This is a genomic window from Mesorhizobium sp. M0968, assembly GCF_040319065.1.
Taxonomy (GTDB): Bacteria; Pseudomonadota; Alphaproteobacteria; order Rhizobiales; family Rhizobiaceae; genus Mesorhizobium.
Genome location: NZ_JAMYNL010000011.1, coordinates 22,975 through 44,427, shown reverse-complemented (window position 1 = coordinate 44,427; position 21,453 = coordinate 22,975). Strand labels below are relative to the sequence as shown.

The 21,453-nt window shown below is 58.3% G+C and carries 24 protein-coding genes and 1 pseudogene; 12 read left to right on the top strand and 13 right to left on the bottom strand.

The genetic code is table 11. The features are described from left to right. Window positions 1-5 precede the first annotated feature (5 nt). Both NKH67_RS19900 and NKH67_RS19895 read left to right on the top strand, forming a co-directional pair. Window positions 6-377 carry a response regulator gene (locus NKH67_RS19900; protein ID WP_352502866.1) on the top strand — a complete coding sequence of 124 codons (372 nt, stop codon included), beginning with the start codon at window positions 6-8 and terminating at the stop codon, window positions 375-377. Between the two features lie 24 nt (window positions 378-401). After that, a complete protein-coding gene (locus tag NKH67_RS19895; protein ID WP_353031680.1) occupies window positions 402-1,964 on the top strand; it encodes an adenylate/guanylate cyclase domain-containing protein in 1,563 nt (520 codons plus the stop codon). A gap of 442 nt (window positions 1,965-2,406) precedes the next feature. Here the strand turns inward: NKH67_RS19895 and NKH67_RS19890 are convergent, their stop codons facing one another. The 13 genes from NKH67_RS19890 to NKH67_RS19830 all read right to left on the bottom strand — a co-directional run bounded on the left by NKH67_RS19890 (window position 2,407) and on the right by NKH67_RS19830 (window position 12,281). Next, entirely contained in the window at window positions 2,407-2,799 is a 393-nt protein-coding gene (locus tag NKH67_RS19890; protein ID WP_352473010.1) for a hypothetical protein, read from the bottom strand. A gap of 231 nt (window positions 2,800-3,030) precedes the next feature. Further along, a complete protein-coding gene (locus NKH67_RS19885; protein ID WP_352542689.1) occupies window positions 3,031-3,669 on the bottom strand; it encodes a ribbon-helix-helix domain-containing protein in 639 nt (212 codons plus the stop codon). Continuing rightward, window positions 3,666-3,962 carry a beta-barrel domain-containing protein gene (locus tag NKH67_RS19880; RefSeq protein ID WP_353031678.1) on the bottom strand — a complete coding sequence of 99 codons (297 nt, stop codon included), beginning with the start codon at window positions 3,960-3,962 and terminating at the stop codon, window positions 3,666-3,668. Before NKH67_RS19880 ends, NKH67_RS19885 begins: the two co-directional genes overlap by 4 nt. Window positions 3,963-4,164: 202 nt before the next feature. Further along, window positions 4,165-4,758: a hypothetical protein gene (locus NKH67_RS19875; protein ID WP_353031676.1), complete on the bottom strand. Its 594-nt coding sequence runs from the start codon at window positions 4,756-4,758 to the stop codon at window positions 4,165-4,167. Beyond that, a complete protein-coding gene (locus tag NKH67_RS19870) occupies window positions 4,755-5,345 on the bottom strand; it encodes a L,D-transpeptidase (RefSeq protein WP_352473004.1) in 591 nt (196 codons plus the stop codon). Before NKH67_RS19870 ends, NKH67_RS19875 begins: the two co-directional genes overlap by 4 nt. Next, window positions 5,329-6,492, bottom strand: coding sequence for a CpaE/TadZ family protein (locus NKH67_RS19865; protein ID WP_353031674.1), 1,164 nt, complete (start codon window positions 6,490-6,492; stop codon window positions 5,329-5,331). The genes NKH67_RS19870 and NKH67_RS19865 overlap by 17 nt, the downstream gene beginning before the upstream one ends. After that, a complete protein-coding gene (locus tag NKH67_RS19860) occupies window positions 6,489-7,124 on the bottom strand; it encodes a TadE/TadG family type IV pilus assembly protein (protein ID WP_352473002.1) in 636 nt (211 codons plus the stop codon). Before NKH67_RS19860 ends, NKH67_RS19865 begins: the two co-directional genes overlap by 4 nt. A 2-nt stretch (window positions 7,125-7,126) precedes the next feature. After that, window positions 7,127-7,645, bottom strand: a complete 519-nt coding sequence (locus NKH67_RS19855; protein ID WP_353031742.1) for a TadE/TadG family type IV pilus assembly protein — start codon at window positions 7,643-7,645, stop codon at window positions 7,127-7,129. 14 nt (window positions 7,646-7,659) lie between these two features. Then, window positions 7,660-9,144: a TadE/TadG family type IV pilus assembly protein gene (locus tag NKH67_RS19850; RefSeq protein ID WP_353031672.1), complete on the bottom strand. Its 1,485-nt coding sequence runs from the start codon at window positions 9,142-9,144 to the stop codon at window positions 7,660-7,662. A gap of 64 nt (window positions 9,145-9,208) precedes the next feature. Next, window positions 9,209-9,499, bottom strand: a complete 291-nt coding sequence (locus NKH67_RS19845; protein WP_353031670.1) for a hypothetical protein — start codon at window positions 9,497-9,499, stop codon at window positions 9,209-9,211. Then, the gene (locus NKH67_RS19840) at window positions 9,486-10,931 is read right to left on the bottom strand and encodes a type II and III secretion system protein family protein (RefSeq protein ID WP_352472998.1); all 1,446 of its coding nucleotides are present in this window, start codon (window positions 10,929-10,931) and stop codon (window positions 9,486-9,488) included. Before NKH67_RS19840 ends, NKH67_RS19845 begins: the two co-directional genes overlap by 14 nt. 55 nt (window positions 10,932-10,986) lie before the next feature. After that, on the bottom strand, window positions 10,987-12,024 hold the full coding sequence (cpaB, locus tag NKH67_RS19835; protein ID WP_352502861.1) for a Flp pilus assembly protein CpaB: 1,038 nt from the start codon (window positions 12,022-12,024) through the stop codon (window positions 10,987-10,989). Between the two features lie 83 nt (window positions 12,025-12,107). Next, on the bottom strand, window positions 12,108-12,281 hold the full coding sequence (locus NKH67_RS19830) for a Flp family type IVb pilin (protein WP_352472996.1): 174 nt from the start codon (window positions 12,279-12,281) through the stop codon (window positions 12,108-12,110). 532 nt (window positions 12,282-12,813) lie between these two features. Between NKH67_RS19830 and NKH67_RS19825 the strand changes: the two genes are divergently transcribed. The 10 genes and pseudogenes from NKH67_RS19825 (at window position 12,814) to NKH67_RS19780 (ending at window position 21,384) form a co-directional block, all read left to right on the top strand. Continuing rightward, window positions 12,814-14,196, top strand: coding sequence for a TadA family conjugal transfer-associated ATPase (locus NKH67_RS19825; protein ID WP_352472994.1), 1,383 nt, complete (start codon window positions 12,814-12,816; stop codon window positions 14,194-14,196). Then, on the top strand, window positions 14,196-15,167 hold the full coding sequence (locus NKH67_RS19820) for a type II secretion system F family protein (protein WP_352472993.1): 972 nt from the start codon (window positions 14,196-14,198) through the stop codon (window positions 15,165-15,167). Before NKH67_RS19825 ends, NKH67_RS19820 begins: the two co-directional genes overlap by 1 nt. A gap of 45 nt (window positions 15,168-15,212) precedes the next feature. Continuing rightward, window positions 15,213-16,130, top strand: coding sequence for a type II secretion system F family protein (locus NKH67_RS19815; RefSeq protein WP_502893779.1), 918 nt, complete (start codon window positions 15,213-15,215; stop codon window positions 16,128-16,130). 54 nt (window positions 16,131-16,184) lie between these two features. Then, on the top strand, window positions 16,185-16,736 hold the full coding sequence (locus tag NKH67_RS19810; RefSeq protein WP_352472992.1) for a tetratricopeptide repeat protein: 552 nt from the start codon (window positions 16,185-16,187) through the stop codon (window positions 16,734-16,736). Window positions 16,737-16,745: 9 nt separating this feature from the next. Next, on the top strand, window positions 16,746-17,252 hold the full coding sequence (locus tag NKH67_RS19805; protein ID WP_353031668.1) for a prepilin peptidase: 507 nt from the start codon (window positions 16,746-16,748) through the stop codon (window positions 17,250-17,252). A gap of 147 nt (window positions 17,253-17,399) precedes the next feature. Next, the gene (locus NKH67_RS19800; RefSeq protein ID WP_352472990.1) at window positions 17,400-18,275 is read left to right on the top strand and encodes an MBL fold metallo-hydrolase; all 876 of its coding nucleotides are present in this window, start codon (window positions 17,400-17,402) and stop codon (window positions 18,273-18,275) included. A 23-nt stretch (window positions 18,276-18,298) separates the two neighbouring features. Continuing rightward, a pseudogene (locus NKH67_RS19795) lies at window positions 18,299-18,809 on the top strand (IS630 family transposase); the annotation flags it as partial. A gap of 121 nt (window positions 18,810-18,930) precedes the next feature. Continuing rightward, the gene (locus NKH67_RS19790; protein ID WP_353031666.1) at window positions 18,931-19,728 is read left to right on the top strand and encodes a sterol desaturase family protein; all 798 of its coding nucleotides are present in this window, start codon (window positions 18,931-18,933) and stop codon (window positions 19,726-19,728) included. A gap of 19 nt (window positions 19,729-19,747) precedes the next feature. Beyond that, a complete protein-coding gene (locus NKH67_RS19785) occupies window positions 19,748-20,377 on the top strand; it encodes a methyltransferase family protein (protein ID WP_353031664.1) in 630 nt (209 codons plus the stop codon). Window positions 20,378-20,640: 263 nt separating this feature from the next. Beyond that, window positions 20,641-21,384 (top strand): phosphatase PAP2 family protein, encoded by a 744-nt coding sequence (locus tag NKH67_RS19780; protein WP_352472987.1) that lies wholly within the window; start codon window positions 20,641-20,643, stop codon window positions 21,382-21,384. Window positions 21,385-21,453 lie beyond the last annotated feature (69 nt).

Sequence of the window (21,453 nt, the reverse complement as noted above, 5' to 3'; positions counted from 1 at the left end):
CGAGGATGACGAGGATCCTTCTCGTAGAAGACAACGAATTGAACCGGGACATGCTCTCGCGGCGGTTGTCGCGGCGTGGGTTCGAAGTCCTAATTGCGGAAAACGGACAGTCGGGCGTGGAACTCACCCTTTCGGAAAGGCCGGATCTCATCCTCATGGATATGAGCTTGCCGGTCATGGACGGGTGGGAGGCGACCAGGCGGATCAAGGCTGATCCGGCCACCTCCGGGATCCCGATCATTGCGCTTTCTGCGCACGCGATGGCCAGCGATCGCGAAATGGCGCTCGAGGCCGGCTGCGATGACTACGATAGCAAGCCGGTGGACCTGTCGCGACTTGTCCAGAAAATTGAACAATTGCTCGCCGGGAATCGATGAGGCCCAGGCCGATGGTTTGAAAACATGACTGCCAAAAACAAGTTCCAACGCCATGCGATCGCCGTCCATCTGGCACAGCAGCTCGCCGGACCGGCGCGGGCAATCTCAGGATTTCAGCAGTTGCTGACCGAACAGGTGCAGGACCTCGGTCTGATCCACATGACACCGGATCTGGAGAAGGTCAGCGCCGCTGCTTGCGAATTGAATGGCCTGATCGACAGCTTGATCCATGGAAAAGCCGACAATCAGAACCGGGCAGGGGTCGAGATCGAGGCGAAACTGCGCCACGACTTGCGAACGCCGCTCAACGCGATCATCGGCTATTCCGAAATGATTCGTGAAGAAGCCGAAGAATTGCACGAATACGCGCTGGAAGAGGATGTCACGGTGATGCTCGCCGCGGCGGCCGAGTTGTTGGCGCATGTCGATGCAATCGCCGGCCTCTCGCGCGCACCCGACAGCGAGGAACCGCGGACCACGGATCAGGCTGAGATCGATGCGGCAGGACTCGAACGGGCACTGATCAAGACGGAGCACCCCGTAAGCTCCGGCTGTGGCCGCATACTTGTCGTCGACGACATCAGCAGTAACCGCGGTCTCCTCTCCCGCCGCTTGCAACGTGACGGTCATCAGGTAGTCACTGCCGAGTCCGGTCTGTCAGCGCTGGCTCACCTTGCGGAACACGAGTTCGACCTGGTTCTGCTGGACCTCCTGATGCCGGACATGAACGGCATCGAGGTGCTCTCACGATTGAAAGCGGAGCGCCGATGGCGGCATATCCCTGTCATCATGATATCGGGGTTGGACGAAGTGGATGCAGTGGTCCGCTGCATCGAGGCGGGGGCCGACGACTACTTGCCTAAACCTTTCAATCCAGTCCTGCTGCGCGCCCGGATCAACTCGAGTTTGGAGAAGAAGCGTTGGCTTGACCGCGAGCACCAGTATCTTCAGCAGATCGAGGTGGAGAAGGGGCGGGCTGACTCGCTTCTTCATGCGATCCTGCCCGGTCAGATCGTGGCACGGCTGCATCGGGGCGAAGAGTTCATTGCCGACCGGTTCGATGAAGTGACCATTCTTTTTGCCGATATTGTCGGTTTCTCGAGCATAGCGGCAAGGTTGCCGCCGTCGGACCTGATCAAGCGCCTCGACAGGCTATTCGGCACGTTCGACGTCTTGGCGGAGAAGCATTCCGTCGAGAAAATCAAGACCATCGGAGACGCCTATATGGCTGCGAGCGGTGTTCCCGAACCGGCAGCTGACCATGCCGACAGGATCGTGGCACTCGGGAAATCCATGCTGGACGCGTTGAAGCCCTTAGCTTGGGGTAACGATAGTTTTCGGATCCGCATTGGCGTGCACACGGGACCGGTGATCGCGGGCCTGATCGGCCGGCATCGGTTCGTCTACGACCTCTGGGGCGAGACCGTGAATATTGCAAGCCGGCTCGAGTCCCAGGGCGTGGCCGACCGCATGCAAATCTCGGAGGCAACCAAGCAGGCCCTGCGCACCTCCTGGAAGCTCGAACCGCGCTGTAATCTAGAACTGGCAGGTGTCGGCAGGATCGAAACCTATCTCGTTCAACACTGATCGGAACAATGTCTGACTGCCCTTAGGGAAATTTCGTGAAGCGATGCTCTGGGTCGCAGGGATCGGCGGTGTGTGCTCGGACCGCCGGCGCTCCGCAGCGTGGCATCAAAAGCGGCCCCTGGCCAGTGCAAACACTAGGGTTAGCCCTGTGACGAGGGCTACATCGCCACACCTGCTACCCGAGATGAGATAGTGGGTTTGAGGAGCGCTACCGCCTTTCGGCTTCGGCTATTCCAACACGGCATGCGTTGACGGAAGGGAGAGTGTGAGTTTGAAGACGCAGACTTCTCAGTGGCACTCCGTCTGGCTTCAACCTGAAAATGAATCGATCAACGCTCAGCAGTGAGATTCGCGGCAAGTGGTCTCAAGACAGTCAACTGTCAGCGGCAAGCTGGGTCTCGAGATCGCCTTCTGAATTCGATATCAGGCGAGAGAACACTCGTTAGTCCGAATTGGCGGGCGCGGAGGAATACTGGTTTTTGCCTGTTGCCCTTGCTCGGCCCCGCCAATGCGATCCGTCGGGAAGTTTAGCCGATAATTCGCCTTGAGTCAGTGCGGCGATAAGTAGAGAGCAATCGAGTTCCTCAAGGAACGGAACCTTCAGGTCACTCTGAGCTGCCATCCGAAGCGATCTCAATCTTGCTGTCTTTTCGCTACGTTCGGCATGCTCAGCCTCGGCAATGACTTTCGCGGAGCGGATAAGCTTTCTATTTTCCAGCCAACACATGTGTTCGATCCTGCGAAATTTCTTCTTGGACCTTGCCGCAGCTTTTCCGCGCGGATTTGCGCGGCGATCAGCCCAGTTCGGATCCAATCCCGTTTTTCTGCTCGCCAAGCCTTCTCTGGCGCCAATACGTCGTCTTGCCCTCTCTCTTCGAGATTGTCGCCCTTCATTGTAATGAATCCGGTTGATTGGTGATGGTGCCGCTCCCGCCAAACGGCGCGGGCCGTCGGCTGGCAATAGCGGTCGGGCCTAATCGAAGTCTCGCAGACAGTTCCTATTCGCGCTAAATGACACGAAGGATCTTCAGCCCGGATTGAGCCTCGCTCACCGGAGGCCGCAGTTCTAGCTGTTGACGAACGCCATCAGCAATTCCGGTTCGGGTACGGGCGCCCGTACTACATTCAATTGACCTCGGTACCGGCGTTCGCCAGCCCCGATTACAAAGCCGCTGGCGATCGGTACTTCGCCGTTGGCGTCGAGTTGGGCAAAAATGTCGGCGACAGGGAGATCCAGCGCCAGCTTGAGATCTAGTCGTGCATCATTGTTTGGTCCGATCGGCAACTGACGCTTGACGAATTGCTGGAACGAAGCATTGAAAGTCAGGATCTTCTTCGATGACGCCAAGGCAAAAGCGGGCGAGGGGCAGGCAAGCAATATGGCATTGATCGTCCTGATCGATGCAAGCTTCCGCAGGGCCATGTTTTCATCCGCCAGCCCGTGTATGCAAGCCACCCGAATCGCCGATGTCAGGTTACCAGTCTTGGTCGGGCTGTCGGCGATCTCCTCGATCAGCATGCCGATTGTGCATTTCCTACTTTCAGCCATCTGCTTCAGAGATATCCAGAAAGCCTTTTCCAGACGAATGCCGCGGCGTATGCCGCCACGCGCGACGACCCGGAATTCCAGCCCGAAATCCTCTTTTGTGATCGTTAGAAGCAGCCGATCACGATTGATGGGAGGAGAGGTGGCGCTAGCGCTCACTCATGGTCTCCTGACGCGCCTTGTTGATCGGCTTTAAAAGGTAACTCAGAATCGCCTTGCGTCTTGATGTCTACTGAGCACATTATGCCCGGGATGGTTGAATAAGTCTCGCCATCCCTCGCGAGCGTGTCCGCCGCGACACGAACCTGGTAAAAGGCTCCCCCGTTTTTCTGATCGACCAAACTGTCGGCGATCATGCTAGAGACCTTGCCTTCGATGCCGCCGGAGATCGAGAGGTCGTAAGCGGTGACCTTTGTCAGCGCCTCGCGGTGGTCGGGACGAATAGACGACATCGCGTAGCGAGACCCACACTTCGATCAGCAAGGTTTCGTGGGTTGGCACGATGTCAGCCACGAGCACCAGGCTGGACGAAGGCACCGTCGTCCACCCGACAAAAACGACGAAAAGCGCTCCCAGAACGAATATGGACGCCGACGCGCAAAGCGGCGGACGATCTTCTCTGGCAAGCATTCTCCACGCCCCCTTACCCCGCTTCTAATCGATCTTGCGGTAATAGACCTTGCCGTCAGGCTGCTCTATGCGCCGGTAGGAGGAGCTTGGGGCAGGGGGCACCGCTGCTGCGATCTTCCTTTTGGGCGGGCGTGGTGCTTCGACGATACTGCGTTCGGTCGCTTCTTCACCATCGAGATCGCTGACCGGCTCCGCCGTGGCGCTGGTCGTCTCAACAAAAGGCTCCGCCACGGTAGAAACGTCGTCGTTGACCAGCGGCAAGTTCTGTTCTATCCGAGCAATGCTGCCGTTGATCTGGCTGAAGCTACCCTGCAGTTGATTGTCCAGTTTTTCGAACCGGCTTTGAAAGCCGTTATTGACCATGTCGAGCCGGGCCGCAATCCGTTGCTCGAACGATCCGAGCTGTTCCAGCCTCCCTTCGACAGAGCGCAGGTCGTTGATGCCGCGGAAGAGATAGACCGCGGCTATTAAATTTGCGGCTGTGATCAGCAAGGTGCCTGCAGCAACAACCCCGATCATCCTGGCATTGCTCGGTTTCCCAGCGACAACTTGCTCTATAGCTTGGGTCGCCGGCCCAATGTCGATCGCCGGCATGTCCGGGTCGCTAATCATCGTCATTGGACCACCACCTTTGCACCGACCGAGACGCGCCTGAAAAGATCGATCACATCGGTGTTGGTAAGACGAAAGCATCCCGATGTGCCGTCGAAGCCAACGCCTGAAGGGTCGTTGGTGCCGTGTATGCGATAAAGCGTGTCGTGCCCGTCTCGGGATAAGTAGAGCGCCCGTGCGCCGAGCGGATTGTAGGGACCGGCCGGCACCATCTCCGGCAGCTCCGGCTGGCGTGCGCGCATTTCTCTCGGTGGGCGCCATTCCGGCCATTCGGTCTTCGCCCCCACTTCCACGGTGCCGGTCCAGCCAAATCCGTCACGCCCGACGCTGATTTGATAGCGCAGCGCCTCACCCTCTCGGGTCACAAGATAGAGCGCCTTCTCCTGCTTGCGGATAATGATCGTGCCCGGCTGTTCCGCGGTTTGGAAAAAAACGAACTTGCGCAGGCTGGGGCCCATGGCTGGCAGCGGCGGCTGGTCCGATAGCCCGGATCGGGCATGGGCGCAGTCCCAGGACGATGCCGCCAATGCCAGGCCCATGATGCAGGCGCCCGCAAGCGTTGGAACGAAGCGATATCTACCGGGCAGTGTCATCGAGCCGCTCTTTGAACATCCGCTTCAGATCCTTGTTGAAGCGTGCCCGCCCGTCCACTTCGGAAGGCATGATGGCTCGGTTCAGCGCATCGGTCAGCAGCGCATTGTCCAAGGCAACCGATTTGATGTGCGGTACCTTGAATATCTTTTCGAGTTCGCCGCGCGAAAAGTGATTGCCGAACCATTTGCTCTTGTGCTTGTTGGCGACCAGCGTGATGTTCACCGAATTGCCGCGCAAATCGCGGATCTTCTTGTAGAGCCGCTTGCCCTGTCGCAGCGAGGCGACGTTGAGCTCGAACACGATGAAGATCGCGTCGCTCGTGGAAAGCACAGGATTCTGCCAGGGAGTTTCGATGTTGGGCAGGTCGATGACGATGTCATCGAAGCGATAGGCGACGAGGTCCAGCAGCCGGAACACGAAATCCGCGCCCTGCGGCTCGAATGGCAGTTGCGGCCTTTCGAAGGCGTACAGCGTCAGGCCGGACGGGCGCGAGAGCTTGATGACATCCATCAGTTCGACATCGAGCCGTTCCGGCTGGCCGATGATGCCGGCAAGGTCGAACTGGTTGAACAGGTTGAGATAGGCGCCACAATTGGCGCTTTGGAAATCGAGGTCGACGAGGCAGGTCGAAGCTGCACGTTCGGTGGATTTCGAGGCCAGGAACTCCGCCGCTGACAAAGCGAGCGTCGTAGCGCCGGCGCCGCCGCTAGCGCCGATAAAGGTGATGATGCGGCTCTTGGTGCCCTGGTTGCCGGTGTCGTGGAAGGTGACCGCGTTCAGAAGCTCCTTGGCATCAAGTGGTTTGTGCAGCCAGTCCGAGGCGTTCATTCGCACCAGGATGCGCGTCTGTTCAGAGGTCAGTTCGTCGGAAACCGCAATCAGCGGCACGGCCGCCCACAGGGCGCGCGCCTCCACAATGCCAGGCTTGCCAAGCAGTTCGCCAATGGCAAGGTCGAGGATTACGATGCCCGGCCGCGTGTCGGGGGTCGGGCCTTTGAGAAAATCATCCGTTTCGGAAATCCGGACGTCATAAATCGCCAGCGCATCGAGCCGCGTCGCCACGTCATGCTTGAACTGCGAATCAGACGAGAACAGGGCGACCTGCTTTCGTTTGGTTGGGAGAACCTTCGTGTTGATGGCGTTCATGGTGATGTGCTCTTCAGGTCTTCGCCCGTAACCGTGCTTAGCATGGACGGCATGGTGAGGTTCGCAAAGCCCATCAGCCCTTGCAGAAAGAAGAACTGAAAGGTCACGTTTTGAAGACTTACGGTGATTGTTGGCACCGGTCCGCCCAGCCGGGTCTGATAGCTCAAGCCAGTGGCGCTGTAGGTGACCACCACGTTATCGCGGCGCAAGCGCGGAAAGAAATGGCACATCCCCGGCCGTTGATTTGCTGCGAGTGGGGGACAGGCATCATCGTTGGTGTTTGCCGTGTCCCCGCGGAAGATACGGCTGAAGTTGGCGGCATTGAATGTGCCGCCGTTGGTGCAAGCTCCTGTGCCAGCAGTATATCTGCAGACGAAGGGGCCATATGCCGCGGCAACGACTGGCGCACCCGGTGTCGTCGTCGGCGCCGCAGTTGCAAGGGCCGTCGCAATTGGGTCTGAAATCGAGGCCAGCCGGGCGCCGAGTTGGACCGCCTTGGTAGCAGCGTTCCATTGGTAGAAGGCGTGACCGAAATCGATGAAACCGAGGACAAGGGCAAACAGCAGCGTCGAAACGATGGTCATTTCGACCATCGCCGCGCCGTCGTCCGAATCCGCAAAACGCTTGAACATGGTCAGAACCGGATCAGCCGCTCCTCGTGAGAGCCGTTCAACGTGATCGGGCCGATGCCGATGATCGATAGCATGCCGAGCTCGCTGTACGCCAAGGTGCCCGCAGCCCTGACGATACAGACCTGCGCGGTGGTTGATCGATATTGCGCGACGCCGGCAACCACAGCGTCATGGCAGGAACCGGAGGCGGCGATTGTCACCGTCACATTCGATTTCTGCCAGCCGCTGACGCGTGCACTGCCTGTTCCCGCGGCATTGCCGAACACGGCGATGTTTGCAGCGATATCGGCGCAGTTGATCGCCGCAAGCCCGGCTTGTGTATACAATTGGCTGTTGCAGCGCGCGGCGAAGCGGCTTGCATCTGAAAGTCCGGCCTCCATCAAGAGTTTTTCGTGAATCAGATTGCCGAACTCGAACACGCCACCCGCCAAAATCAGCATCAGCGGTGTGATCAGCGTCATTTCGATGAGCACTGCACCGCGTTGATCGCATCGAAATCTATCGAGATGACGCAATAGCATTCCAATCATCGCCATCACCGGTAAAGCTGAGCTTCGTCGCGGAGGAAATTGTCTAGCGTGCCCTGGCCGCCACCCCCAGTAACGTCTACCAATTCAACCATCACGGATGCGTCTTCCGATGGCGACGCAACCGGTTCAGTCAGTAAAAAGCTTCCAAAAGCTTCCACCGGCAGATCCGTGCTGTGGCCGGACAGATCGCTGCCGGCAGCTTGGAGTGCATTGCAGTTCAGGATCGCACCGTAAATCAACCGACGGTCAACCGTCGTGACAGGGGGTTGGCAAGCTGCCGACGGGGTTCCGATCTCTCCACCAGTCGACGCCATGCCTACCAACCCGGCCGATATCTCGTAACGGTAGACCTGATAGCGCGTCGGCTTGGTCGTATTCCATGAAGATGGGTAGGCAGCGGAACCAAAGTTGGTGCTCCAGTAACCAGAGAAATTCCAATTTCCATCGCCCATTCGGCCGCCGAGGTATGGAGTGGTCGCGTCGCGTGGAAGGCCCATTGTTCCAGCTTCGGTGAATGAAAGTTGATTCATGGAAGGACATTGGTTTGCGCTTCCTCGGGTCTTGATTGCCCCTTTGCGGACGTTCGCGGCTGGACCGTATTCAGCACTATTGAAATGGTTGCCGCTGGCTGCAATACCGAAACGAACATTGAAGGCGTCTTGCACTGGGCCGGCGTTCTGGCCAGTTTTCGTGCTAACGTTGGCGGAACTGTAGCAACCAATCGGCCTTGATGTTGCAATCGTCTGAGCGAGGGCTTGAGCACCGTTCCCCACACCGGCCGGAGGTTCGAGGAAGCCGAAGTTACCAGGGCCAGCGGCAGCCCCATTTCCGACCTTCCTCAGTTCGATCAGCCGACGATGTACAGCCGGGTTGGAGACGGCCTGCTCAAGTGTGTATCCGCCCGCTGCATTCGTCCCGTTCACCGTCTCGTAAGGGTTGCACATAAAGACCGGCGTGAAATCGCACACGCCGGAAGTGAAGCCCGCCACAGCGACTGCGCCGACATTGAAATTGTTGCTGGCGCTGGATGACAAGAAGGAAGCCGGGAAGATTGCAGCAAACCCGACCGGGGCTACAGTGACTTCAACAAAACGGGCAAGTTTGGCGTCATTCAGCTCGTCGGTGATCACATTGGCCGGCACAATCGGGAGATTGTCGGTGGCCGGCAATGAGCGAAGATATCGGCGTGTTACTCCGGCGGAAGCGAGCGTTTGAGGAGGGCCGGCGGTCGAGAAGGTGTATCGATTGCTTACCAGCGTAGCGATCGCCCTATCAGCACGGCTGATAGAGCCCGACGTGCCGTCCAGCTCAGCCGCGCCTGCCAGGGCAAACGCATCAGCCCCCTTCTGCAGATCGTTATGCAGATTGTTGAGCCGGCTCATGTCGATCACCAGCAGAGAAAATCCGATGATCGCCGGCAGCATGACGCTGACCAGTATCAGCGCTATTCCCCTCTGATCGTGCCAGAACGCGCGAATAATACGCAGCATGGCCTTGCTCTTTTGCTCCTTGACGCCAGGATCCCTTGTTTACCTGACGCGCTGATCCTTCTGTTCAATCCGCCGTGTCTTGCGGTGTCCCGACATTGACCGTGATGGCCGGCGGCGGCGGTGGTGGCGGTGGAAACTTGTAACTCTGGGCAAGAGCAGCAGCGCGCGCGCCATCCCCTTCAATGGCGGTCTTTTTCGACGCCGGATTGAGCGGATCGACCGTATGCAGAAGCGAATTGTATTTCTGGGTGTCGCCTGCGGCCAGTGTCACCGTGTCGTAGCGGTTTAGATAGTCGGCGCAGCCCGCCAGCCCGCTGGCACACAAAAGCATGATCAACACCCTATTTCTTGACATAGATCATCTTGTCCTTGGATTTCAGGTCGAGCATGTGGCCATAGGGGCCGACGACGCCTTCGCCCAGTTCATATTTGCGCACCATGTCCTTGGTTACTTCCAGTTGGCCGAGCACGAAAAACTCCGGGTCGTTGGCCGGCCGTGTCTTGTCGAATGGGGTCGCCAGTTGCTCGCCGGGTTTCGCCGGGCGCACGATATGCGGGGTGACGATGACGACCAGTTCGGTCTCTTCCTTCTGATTGCTTGAATTGTGGAACAGCGCGCCGACGATCGGCACTTGGCCCAGCCATGGCACCTGCCTCTGGATTTTGGTATTCTTGCTGGACAAGAGCCCGCCGACTGCGAAACTCTGGCCGTCGCGCAACTCGACGACGGTCGCCAGCTTGCGGGTGGTGAAGATCGGGTCGCCAGCCGGCGTGAAGCCGTTCAGGTCGCTTACCTCCGGCGCTAGCTTGATATGGATCTTGTCGTCGTTGAGCACGATCGGCGTGAACTGCAGATTCACGCCGAACTGCTTGTACACAATGTTGATCTGGCCGTCCCTGTCGAGGCTGCGGATGGGTACTTCACCGCCGGCGTTGAAGCTGGCCGGCTCGCCGGAAAGCGTGGTGAGATTGGGCTCGGCCAACATGCGCACGACACCCTTTGCCTCAAGCGCCTCGATGATCAGATCGACCTTGATGTTGCTGTCGATGACGCGAGTGATCAGCGCCGCGAACGGATTGGTGTTCGAGAGCAGGCCAGTGAGCAGACCGCCCGGTCCGAGCACCACGTTATCTTCATCGACGGCGGCAATGCCCGTTCCAGTTCGGGTCGTTCCGCTGTTGTTCGTGCTCCTGATCGACACACCAAGGTCGCGACCGGCATTGCGCTTGGCCTCGAGCACGCGCACTTCCAGATTCACTTGCTGGCTGTCATCAACGGTAACGGCATTGATAATCGCGTCGGGACCGTATTGCTGGGCCACTTCCAGGATCGACGCCAGCGTCGCGCCGTCCTTCACATGCCCGCCGAGCCGGACCTTGCCATTGACCGAGCCGATATCGATCCGCGATCTGGGCGCTACCTGCCGAATTGCCTGCGCCATATCGTTGACGTCGACGCCGACCTCGATCTGGATTACGCCAAGCGAGCGCTTGTCTTCGGAAAAGAGATTGACGGTTGTGGTACCGGCGCCCTTGGCAATGACGTAGAGCGTCTTGTCGGTCATCGGCTGGGCATCTGCGATCTTCTCGTCGGCGACGACGATATCGCCAAGAGTGGCATTCACCTCAATCGTCAGCGATTGCGACATGGGCAGGAAGACACGATGGACCTTGGGGTTCGACACGTCGATACGGCGATCGGCTGCCGTAGCCTCAAGGCCGATCGGCAGTAATATCACCGAACAGGCCAGCGCGGCGGCTGCCAGTGTTTCCCGGACCGTTCGCATCTACATTCCCCCCTTTGGCGGCTCTTCGGACGCTCTTTATGCCAACATACCAGAGTTATCTTTGTCGCGGTACGTCATATTTTTCGAGCTTCACGCCCCGAAAAACGCCGATAGTCGCACGGGCTGACGGCTCCGGCTGCACATATTTGATCACTTCCTTAACGACCTCTTGCGCTTCGGGTGCCGAGGTCACGGCCGGAGCAGGCTTTGCTTTGCTCAAGTCGTCGAGCCGGTTTCCGACCTGTTCGACGGCCCGAGTCAGGCCATTGATCTTGTCGTCCGCGCGCTTGCGCTCGGCTGCCGCAGCAGCATCGGCCGTTGCCTGCCTGGCGAGTTCGGCCTGCCTGGCTGCGACATCGGCCGGCGTTTCGCCGGTCAGGTCGGAAAGCGTGATGCGTTGGGTGATCTCGTCCTTGCCGGCGGCTGCCTGGCGAAGCGCGAGCGACAACTGGCCGGCGCCGGCGGCCAGCGTCAGCTTCTGGGCGTCCTTGGTGCTAGCCTCGACAGTCACCGATTTCACCACCGTCGGGCTGTCGGTGCTTTCATCGGCGACCTGGTCGACGGCGAGCACCTTCATGCTCTGCAACAGCACGTCGACGAAACTCTGGTCTGCATCTCCAGGGTTGCGCACGGTGCGCGTCAGGAGCACATCGACCCGATCACCTGGGAAAACGAATCCTGCGACGCCGAGCACATCGTTGACTCTGATGGAAACAGCTTTCATGCCTTCGCCGAGCACCGCCGAAAGCGTGGCGCGCTGGCCGGGGCCGGTAATCTTGGTGGCGAGAACGGGTTCATTGGCGCCGATCGCCTGCAGCGCCTGCTTTGTGCCTTCGCCAGCGAGTAGATCTTTTGTCGTCTTGAAAGCCCCGGCCGGAACCGCGCCCGCCGGCCATGTGATTTCACGCAGCTTGTCGGCCGACAGCGTGTCGCCGAATTTCAAAGATACGGCCGCCACCACGACGGTATCGCGCGGCACGTCCGTCTTCGCCATAGCGCTGCGTTGGCTGGTCAGCCAGATATTGGCGAGAACCACTGCGAGCACGCCGAATACGCCGGCGAGAACGATCATGATGACAGTGTTTGCACGCACTTTCTTTTCCCGCCAGACTCCGTTCACCCACCACCTGGATCGACGCCGGGGACCTCCCCGGCGTCGATGATAGGACTAAGCTATCACGGCAACAACGCGTAAAGCCCCGTCCATTGGGTGCTGACCCAGCCACCGACAAGAATGATCGTGGCGATCACCGCCACGGTGATGATGCCGAGCAGGATGGTATATTCGACCATGGCGGCGCCGTGTTCGTCGTCGCGGAACTGCCGGGTCATCGTCATGAGCTTTTTCATGCCAATTTCTCCCTTTGGAGGTTCAAACCCTGACGAGACGAGCCAAGGATGAAATCGCATACCTGAGCATCCTCCGTCGACCTAATCCTAGGGGCCGATAAAAAGCAGAGTCAAATATCCTAATGGTTCTTTAACTTATTTATACCTGTGCTATGCCTGAAATGGTAATATCGTTTCGAGGTCTCTCTGCAGCAAGACGTTGATTCTGCCTGCTTTTCGCCCGTCTTTGACCATCCGTTCACAATTTCGCCGCGTCTGTGGCAGAAGCGAGGCGATATTAGCAGATAGGCATATGCCATTATATCCAAGGGCTTGCCAGGGCCCGTAAGGGCCATCGTGGCCAAAAAGACGCAGGGCGATGTTTTGGCAGGACCCTTGTATATTTACGGCCGGACGCCTCGTTCGAATAGATGAGATGTTTTTTCGACCTGGATGTTAAATATGCAAGAAGTATTGAGTTCGGGAACGTGCTCGGTGCCTGCCGTCTTGCGGGGGTATTCCCCCCAAGGCGTGTCCAAAGGGGTAGCGCAAAATGCTGGGCCGATTCACGAAAGGGCCAAGCGAGCCGCGGGTCGAGCCGAAGCTTGATCCGATCGTGCCGGCAGTCCCCGTACTGTCCCGTTCTGCGGAATTCGAATCGCCGGGGGACGATTTCCTTACGCTCAAGGTCGAGCTCCACCGCCACTTGATTGATCGCTTCAACCTGACGGCCCTTGAAAGTGCGTCCAAGGAGGAAATCCTGAACGAGATCCGCCCCATAGTGCGGGAATTCGTTCGTGCTCGCAACGTGCCGCTTAACGCCCGCGAACTTGACCAATTGACCAGCGACACCGCTGACGAGATGCTCGGGCTGGGTCCGATCGAGCCTTTGCTCAAGGATGATTCGATTTCCGATATTCTGATCAACACCCATAAGCGAGTCTTCATCGAGCGGCGTGGAGTCATAGAGGAGACGGCGATCCGCTTTCGCGATGAAGCCCATCTGCTACGTGTCATCAACAAGATCGTCTCGGCTATCGGCCGGCGCGTCGATGAATCGGCGCCAATGGTCGATGCGCGGCTGGAAGATGGGTCGCGAGTCAATATAGCTGTGCGGCCGATCTCGGTGGATGGCCCGCTGGTCTCGATTCGCAAGTTCTCCAAGAACCCCTATTCGCTCGAACGTCTGATGGCGTTTAATTCGATCCGGCAACCGATGGTCGACCTGTTGCGCATTGCCGTGCAGGCCCGCAAGTCGATCCTGGTTTCGGGCGGCACAGGCAGCGGCAAGACGACCCTGCTCAATGCCCTGTCGAGCTACATCCCAGCCAGGGAGCGCCTGATCACCATCGAGGACGCAGCGGAACTGCAACTGCAGCAGCCGCATGTGGGCCGTCTCGAGACGCGTCCGCCCAATGTTGAGGGAAAGGGCGAAGTTCGCCAGCGCGAATTGCTAAAAAATGCGCTTCGCATGCGGCCGGATCGCATCATCGTCGGCGAGGTGCGCGGCGAGGAAGCCTTCGACATGCTGCAGGCTATGAACACCGGCCATGAAGGTTCAATGACCACCATTCATGCCAACACGCCCCGAGATGCGATATCGCGATTGGAACAGATGGTCGGTATGGCCGGCATGCCGATGAGCCACGATTCAATACGGGCTCAGATTGCCTCGGCCATCGACATCATTGTGCAGACGCAACGGCTTTCCGATGGTGGAAGGCGGGTTGTTTCCATATCAGAACTCACCGGTATGGAAGGCAATGTCGTACAGGTTCAGGAACTTTACCATTTCGTCCGCCGCGATGTGACTGCCGAGGGCCAGATCGTTGGTGAATTTCGGGCGACCGGCATTCGTCCGCGCTTTGCCCAGGAAGCGGCGACCCTTGGCCATCAGTTCGCCAAGGACGCGTTCAACCCACAGGTCCCGCTCTAATGTTGACCGGCCAGACATTGCTCTACTTCATCTATGTACTGGCGGCTGCGTCGCTCATCCTCGCGGCCGAGGCTCTGTATGTGACTTACTCCAAGCGGCGCTCAACGGTCAGCACGATCAACCGTCGACTGAAGCGGCTCGCCGACGACGCTCCGGCCGAACAGACCTTGCAGCGATTGCTGCAAGAACGTGGGCTTACCAGCTCGGGCGACTTTCTGTTCAATGCGGTTGGCCTGAACAGGCTGTACACGCAATCCGGCGTTACCGGAAATCCGCTGTCGTTCGTCGCGACATTTGCTCTCGGTGGACTGGCCCTGGCACTGGTATTTGCGTTCCTGCTGCACTTCTCCGCCGTGGCTTCGTTTATCATCTTTCTGCTCATCGTATTCCTCCTGCCGTTTCTGGTTCTCCGCCGCGCGCGCGCCAGGCGAATCCAGAAATTCGCCAAGCAATTGCCGGATGCCCTTGAGATGATCGTGCGTTCGCTGCGTGCCGGTCATCCGACTTCCGTGGCTATAAGCCTTGTCGCACGAGAAATGCCTGATCCGCTGGGCACCGAATTCGGCATTGTTTCCGACGAGATCACCTTTGGCCTCAGCCTTGAAAACGCGGTGCGAAAACTCTCGCAGCGCGTCGGTTTCGAAGGTCTGCATTTGCTGTCGGTGTCGCTGTCGATTCAGGCCAAGACCGGCGGCAACCTTACCGAAATTCTGTCGAATCTCTCAGTGGTGCTGCGCGAAAGGCAGAAACTCAGGTTGAAGATTAGGGCGCTCTCTGCCGAGGGGCGAATGTCCGCGTGGATCATTTCCCTGTTTCCTCTTTTGATGCTCGCCATCCTCACGGGCCTAGCCCCCAGCTACTACGGTGATGTATGGGGCAGCCCGTTGATCATGCCGGTGTTCTTGGTTTTCGGGTTCTGGGCGCTGCTCGGCGACTTCATCATGTACCGTATGGTCAATTTCGATTTTTGAGCGATCGGAGCTATAGAAGTTGTGACCCAGGATCTGAGCCTTCTGGTGTCCATCGCCGTCTTCCTGGCGGCCGTAGCGCTGTTTCTGGTGGGCGCGCTCGTCGTCTTGCCGGCGCTGCAGACGAGGAAACTGGTTGCGCAAAGCCTGCTGGCAGAGGGCATTCCCAACCGCCGCTCGCTTTTGGGCCAGGAAGAACTGGCCAAGATTTCAGCACAGCGGCCGGTCGACGCCTATTTCAGATCGATCGAAAAGGAACGTGACGAGCCCAGCGCGCTGGACGCAAAACTCTTTCGCGCCGGCTTCTATCAGTCAAGCGCGCCATTTATCTATACTCTGTCACGCCTTGGCGCGGTCTGTCTTGGCTTTTCCGTGACGTATGCGCTCCTGTCGCGGATGTTGCCACCCGAACTTCCCGGTCTTGTCGCCTTTGCAGGCTCTGCCCTGCTTGGGCTGGGATGCATCGTGATTCCGAGCATCGCTCTCGATCGGTTCGAAAAGGGACAAAAACAGATATATCGTCGCGGCTTTCCGGATTTCATGGACATGATGATCACCTGTGCCGATGCCGGCATGAGCCTCGAAGCGGCTGTCGAGCGTGTCGGCAGCGAACTGGCTGGCACCCATAGATGGCTCGGCATCCAACTCGCAATCATGAATCTTCAGTTGCGCGCGGGCAAGCCGTTGCGCGAGGCCCTGCGCGAATTATCCGACCGCGTTGGACTGGAGGAGGCGCGCGCGCTGGCTGTGCTGTTCCGTCAATCGGAAGAGCTCGGTACCAGTTTGACGGACGCCTTGCGCGTCTACAGCGACGAAATGCGGGGACAAAGAATTCTCTTCGCCGAGGAACGCGCCAATGCTTTGCCTGTCAAGATGATGATACCGCTGGGGCTATGCATCTTTCCTGTTGTGATGATGGTCGTGATGCTTCCGGTGATCATTCGAATGAAGGGCATTTTCTTCTAGACAGGGATGTGCTTTGGTCAGGGGACGGGATCGGCAAGATCCCTGGGGGATAAAATGAAAAGGCCAATGTGCCTCGTTGCCGCTGCCAGTTTGCTGGTTGTCGTGCTTTCCGGTTGTCAGTCGACTGCGACGGACCCAACGGGGGTCGTCCGCACTAACGAGCCGGCGAAAGTGGAGCTTACTGCCTTCGGCGATGCCTTCGACGGACTGAAGACGGTCAGCGACGTCGAATATTATGCCTCCGACCAAGCCGTTGCCGAAGCCAAGAACCAGTTCCGCTCGGAAAATTATGGCAATGCGGGCGCCCTGTTCTACAAGGCGACGCAACTCGCCCCCAACGACGGTGCCGCATGGCTGGGCCTCGCCGCCTGCAGCGACCGCATCCACCGCTTCGATCTCGCCGACAGGGCCTATGGCCAGGCCTTCCGGCTCATTGGGCCAACGCCCGAATATTACAACAATGTCGGCTATTCCTATCTGCTGCGCGGCAAGCTGCAGGACGCGCGCAGTAATTTCCTCAAAGCATACGAACTGGCTCCCAATGACCCGACCGTCGGCAACAATTTGCGACTCCTGTCGTCCAGCGTGAAGAATCTCGAACGGTAAGGCGCTAGCATGTTGCTTGCCGGAGCGCTGCTGATGAAGGGGCTAGCGGTTCCTTTGCTGGCAAGGATTGCATGGCTCGACTTCACGACCCAAAAAATATCTAACTGTGACGTGCTGCTGCTTTTGTGTCTTGGGCTGGGTTCGCTGCAGGTTATGTCGATCCTCAGCGGGTCGTGGTGGGACATGGGCCTGAGCGCGGTTGCCGGCCTACTGCTGTTCGTGGCGCTTTTCTTGTTGTGGGCCATGCGCAAGGTCGGCGCTGGCGATGTCAAACTGATGGCGGTGGTTTCGTTTCTGATCGGCGGCGGCGGGCTCCTGGTGTTTTCCGTGCTGTTGCTGGTCTTCGCCTTTGCGACCGCGTTAGTCGTGAAGAATCCCTTGATGCTGCCCGAAGGGGCCTTCCGCGTCTACGTTCAGCATCTGGACCGCAAAGGCGTCGTCCCCTTCGGCGTGCCGATCTCGATCGCTGCTATCTGCACGCTGGCGCTACAGATCTATGGCAACGCACGGTTCTAGTGGTTAAGATCTAACGATTGGTACCCGATCGTAAGCCCGGCCACATCGCGAGCGCCTCCGTCTTCCTATCGGAAGAAAGGTCTGACGCCATCTTGCCGCAAATGTTATAGCTAGCGATCCGTCCTCGATCGAAGAAGGATCGCATCAATGGACGATTGGAGAATCGGGAATATCTGGGTAACCAGAATTCTGGAGATGTGCGACCCTCTGCGGACGCCGTCGGAATGGTTCCCCGACTGCACCGACGAAGCACTGGAACCGCATCTTCATTGGCTCACGCCCCGATTGATATCGCCGGCAACCGGCCGGCTTATTCTTCCCATCCAGAGTTTTCTGGTTCGTACCGGCCACCACACCATTCTGGTCGACAGTTGCGTCGGCAACGACAAGACGTGCGCATACTTCCGGCATTGGCATCGCCGCAATGACGGCACCTTTTTGGCGCGCCTGGCGAATGCAGGTGTTGCTCCCGAGCAGATCGACTATGTGCTGTGCACCCATCTTCATATCGACCATTGCGGCTGGAACACACGATTGGTGGACGGGCGTTGGATACCGACATTCCCGAACGCCCGCTACATCATGGCGCGGCGCGAGTTCGAGGCCGCACAGGCCGCCTCCGGCGATGCCGACGAACGGACCTATGAGGACAATGTGCTGCCAATCGTCGAGGCTGGTCGGGCTGTGCTTGTCGATATGGATTATGAACTCGATGGCGAAGTGTGGCTGGAGCCGACGCCGGGCCACACCCCGGGGCACGTAGCCATCGGCCTGAGATCTCGAGGCGTAGGGGCAGTGTTTTCCGGCGATCTCATGCATTGGCCGATGCAATGCATATACCCCGACTGGAGCTTTCGTTACGACACGGACCCTGACCAGGCACGTCGGACGCGGTGGGCATTCCTGGAGGCTTGCTCGGACAATAGACGTATCGTCATGACATCGCATTTTCCCTTGCCGTCGGTGGGAACTATCTCGCGACGCCAGTCATCATTCTGGTTCGAGGATCATCAGCCGCCGTAATCGCCGAGGACGCCGACCACGCGCTCGGACCCGAGGTGGCCGAGCGCGTGGTGGCGCTGACGCTTGTCAATCTCCCGGACGAGACGACGCACTGGACCGCCGACATGATGGCGCAAGCGGCTGGCATCAGCGCAAGCGCTGTGCGTCGCATCTGGAAGGCGCACGGGCTGCAGCCCAACCGCTGGCGCCAGTTCAAGCTCTCCAACTATCCCCAGTTCGTCAACAAGCTGCGCGACGTCGTCGGCCTCTATGTCGATCCGCCGGCTCACGCATCGTGCTGTCGGTCGACGAGAAGAGCCAGATCCAGGCGCTCGACCGCACCGGTGGCTCAACGCGGTCGAGGGTTTCTTCGCCAAGTTGTCGAAGCGTCGCCTCAAGCGCGGCGTCTTCCATTCCGTTCTCGACCTCCAAGCGGCAATCAACCGCTTCGTAGAGCACAACCAGCAACCCAAACCCTTCTCTTGGATCGCCGACCCCGACAAGATCATTGCCGCCGTCAAACGCGGGCACCAAGTGTTAGATTCCATCCACTAGGCGGGCTCTCAGCCTGACATGTTTGGCACGCAAATTACCTTTTCAACTAATCTCCGAGAACCATTAGCTTGCGCTCAAATTGGCGAAGTGCTTGGATTGCGTCTTGCCGGCGGGACGCCGTATGGACATTCTGAATATCAAAGCGCTCTTAATTGCGGTTCTGATCTTCGTTCCGATCGAATACCTGTTCGCTCTGCGCCCCCATCAAAAGATACTCAGGAAAGCCTTTTTCAACGATCTCATCTATGCGCTGTTTAATGGCATCCCGATAAGCCTTGGCCTGATCGCGGCTATCACGCTAGCAACGAGTACGGTGGGGCGGCTGGTGCCGGCCTATGTCGGCAGCGCAGTATCATCGCAACCTGTTTGGCTCCAGGTATCAGAGATCATTGTCATTGCGGACGTTGGCTTTTACCTGGCCCACCGCACCTTTCACGCCGTTCCCTTTTTGTGGCGCTTCCATTCGATTCATCATAGCATTGAAGAACTGGACTGGTTGGCGGCGCACAGGATTCATCCTATTGACCAGGCTCTGACAAAGAGCGCGTCGCTCGTGCCTGTATATCTGCTGGGTTTCAGCAGTCCGGCGATCGCCCTGTTTGCAATAATTTTTCACGTCCACGGACTTTTGCTGCACGCCAACGTCAGGCTGAACATCGGCCCGCTTCGGTGGTTGATCGCGTCACCCCAGTTCCATCATTGGCATCACGCTCACGAGCGCGCGGCATACGACAAGAACTTCGCAGGTCAACTTTCATTGATCGATGCGCTCCTCGGAACCATGTACCTGCCCGGTAACGCTGTCCCGGAGCGCTATGGCGTCGATGATCCGATTCCATCAACTTACGTCGAGCAACTCGCCTATCCAGTGATCCCGAAGGGCAGAACCAATGAAGCTCCCTCCACCAGAGATACGTGATTTCGTCGGGCGTGCAACGATGACACTCTACTTCACGTTCTGCGCGACTTTGAAGGCCGAAACGTTCTTGGTAGCTCTTGCCGGCGCAGAATGGACAGTGGCGTGGATTATCGATCTCACCGCAGATGTCGCCGCTGCCGGCTTTCTCGTGCTCATCGTTGGAATGACAGTGGCGCGTCTTCCGCCCCTGGGAACAGCGCAGGGAATTGAACCGCGAATCTCCGCGCTCATCGGATGCTTTGCCACCGCAACTTTGATCGCGGTCCCTCGCATCCAGGCAGCTCCGCAGATCGAGTTTGTTGCGGACCTGACCACCATAGTTGGTTTCGCGCTTTGCATCTTGTGCCTGTGGTGGCTCGGCAGATCCTTCAGCATCACTGCGCAGGCCAGACGGCTCGTCACGGCAGGCCCTTACCAGATCGTGCGCCACCCGCTCTATGTCTGCGAAGCGATCGTCCTGCTCGGCATTCTTCTCGGCAATGCGACATGGGCAACCGTCGCAATCTGCGCCATTGCCCTCGCTTTCCAATATCGGCGGCTCGTGAACGAGGAGAGGGTCTTGCGAGCGGTGTTCCCCGAATACGACGCGTATGGGCAGACCACGCCAATGCTCATTCCATCTTTATCCTCATTGTACTGGTGGCAGTGACTGTGCCCCATGCTGATCCGCAGTCTACTCGAAACCACTTAGTAATTATTGCCTTGGTTACAGCTCTTTTCGGGTTGATTGACATTTTGTGGCTGCCACTTTCTACAGTCGATTTTTCACCGAGGAACTGGATTGATATAGGCAAGGTGGCCCTTGTCCTCAGTGCATTTTGGATGGCATCCGCAGTTGCGCTCCATAGGGTGCGATCTGATACAAGCCCAATTGCGAGCGTAATCAAATATCTTTGTGGCTGCCTGAGAATTGTGGTCGTTTCCGCAGCAGCTTTCATTCCGCTCGCCATCACCACGACCGTCTTCATGTACCTGGCGTCGGCCACCTCAAGGCCTCTGGCGGACCCGGTTCTAGCTTCTATCGATTCCGCCCTCGGTTTCGACTGGCAGTGGTTCCTCGCCACGACCAACAAGCCAATTACAGCATCCGTCCTGGTTTTTGCTTATCACGCGCTCGCGTTCCAAATGCCGTTCGTTCTGTTATTCCTCGCGGTGAGAAACCAACGAGAACGAGCACTGGAGTTTGTCGCTCTTCTAGCGGTTGCTTCGGTCTTCACGGGCGCGATGATGGCTTTGGCGCCAGCAGAAGGCGCTTATGCCTATTTCAAGCCGGCGCCGGGGCAATTTTCGAACTTCACCACTAATGCCGGAATGTGGCACCATCATGTGCTTATGGCGCTGCGATCAGGCGAGCCGTTTGATCTGATTATGACTAAAGGCACAGGGCTCGTAACGTTCCCGTCGTTCCACACGGCACTTGGATTGGCAGTGGTCTATGCCGCGCGGACCATCCGGCCACTCTTTGTCGTGTTGGCTATGGTGAATGCCGCCATGATCGTGGCCACTCTGCCTGAAGGCGGTCATCATTTAATAGATGTAATCGCCGGCGTAATCATCGGCATTCTCTCCATCATTGCAGTCAAGATGCCTAGCTATGCGCGCGGAAAGGTCGACCGCGTTGCGAGATCAGCCGTGGGATCGGACGCGGACTACTGAGTTGGCCACGGGCCGTTGCCCTCCGGCTGCCTGGCAATGACGTGGCGGCGGCGAGACACAAGGAGAAGG

Coding starts and splice junctions, on each gene's coding strand:
- NKH67_RS19900 (WP_352502866.1), top strand. CDS start 6: ATGACGAGGATCCTTCTCGTAGAAGACAACGAATTGAACCGGGACATG.
- NKH67_RS19895 (WP_353031680.1), top strand. CDS start 402: ATGACTGCCAAAAACAAGTTCCAACGCCATGCGATCGCCGTCCATCTG.
- NKH67_RS19880 (WP_353031678.1), bottom strand. CDS start 3,962: ATGTCGTCTATTCGTCCCGACCACCGCGAGGCGCTGACAAAGGTCACC.
- NKH67_RS19875 (WP_353031676.1), bottom strand. CDS start 4,758: ATGACGATGATTAGCGACCCGGACATGCCGGCGATCGACATTGGGCCG.
- NKH67_RS19870 (WP_352473004.1), bottom strand. CDS start 5,345: ATGACACTGCCCGGTAGATATCGCTTCGTTCCAACGCTTGCGGGCGCC.
- NKH67_RS19865 (WP_353031674.1), bottom strand. CDS start 6,492: ATGAACGCCATCAACACGAAGGTTCTCCCAACCAAACGAAAGCAGGTC.
- NKH67_RS19860 (WP_352473002.1), bottom strand. CDS start 7,124: ATGTTCAAGCGTTTTGCGGATTCGGACGACGGCGCGGCGATGGTCGAA.
- NKH67_RS19855 (WP_353031742.1), bottom strand. CDS start 7,645: ATGCTATTGCGTCATCTCGATAGATTTCGATGCGATCAACGCGGTGCA.
- NKH67_RS19850 (WP_353031672.1), bottom strand. CDS start 9,144: ATGCTGCGTATTATTCGCGCGTTCTGGCACGATCAGAGGGGAATAGCG.
- NKH67_RS19845 (WP_353031670.1), bottom strand. CDS start 9,499: ATGTCAAGAAATAGGGTGTTGATCATGCTTTTGTGTGCCAGCGGGCTG.
- NKH67_RS19840 (WP_352472998.1), bottom strand. CDS start 10,931: ATGCGAACGGTCCGGGAAACACTGGCAGCCGCCGCGCTGGCCTGTTCG.
- NKH67_RS19830 (WP_352472996.1), bottom strand. CDS start 12,281: ATGAAAAAGCTCATGACGATGACCCGGCAGTTCCGCGACGACGAACAC.
- NKH67_RS19825 (WP_352472994.1), top strand. CDS start 12,814: ATGCTGGGCCGATTCACGAAAGGGCCAAGCGAGCCGCGGGTCGAGCCG.
- NKH67_RS19820 (WP_352472993.1), top strand. CDS start 14,196: ATGTTGACCGGCCAGACATTGCTCTACTTCATCTATGTACTGGCGGCT.
- NKH67_RS19810 (WP_352472992.1), top strand. CDS start 16,185: ATGAAAAGGCCAATGTGCCTCGTTGCCGCTGCCAGTTTGCTGGTTGTC.
- NKH67_RS19805 (WP_353031668.1), top strand. CDS start 16,746: ATGTTGCTTGCCGGAGCGCTGCTGATGAAGGGGCTAGCGGTTCCTTTG.
- NKH67_RS19800 (WP_352472990.1), top strand. CDS start 17,400: ATGGACGATTGGAGAATCGGGAATATCTGGGTAACCAGAATTCTGGAG.
- NKH67_RS19790 (WP_353031666.1), top strand. CDS start 18,931: ATGGACATTCTGAATATCAAAGCGCTCTTAATTGCGGTTCTGATCTTC.
- NKH67_RS19785 (WP_353031664.1), top strand. CDS start 19,748: ATGACACTCTACTTCACGTTCTGCGCGACTTTGAAGGCCGAAACGTTC.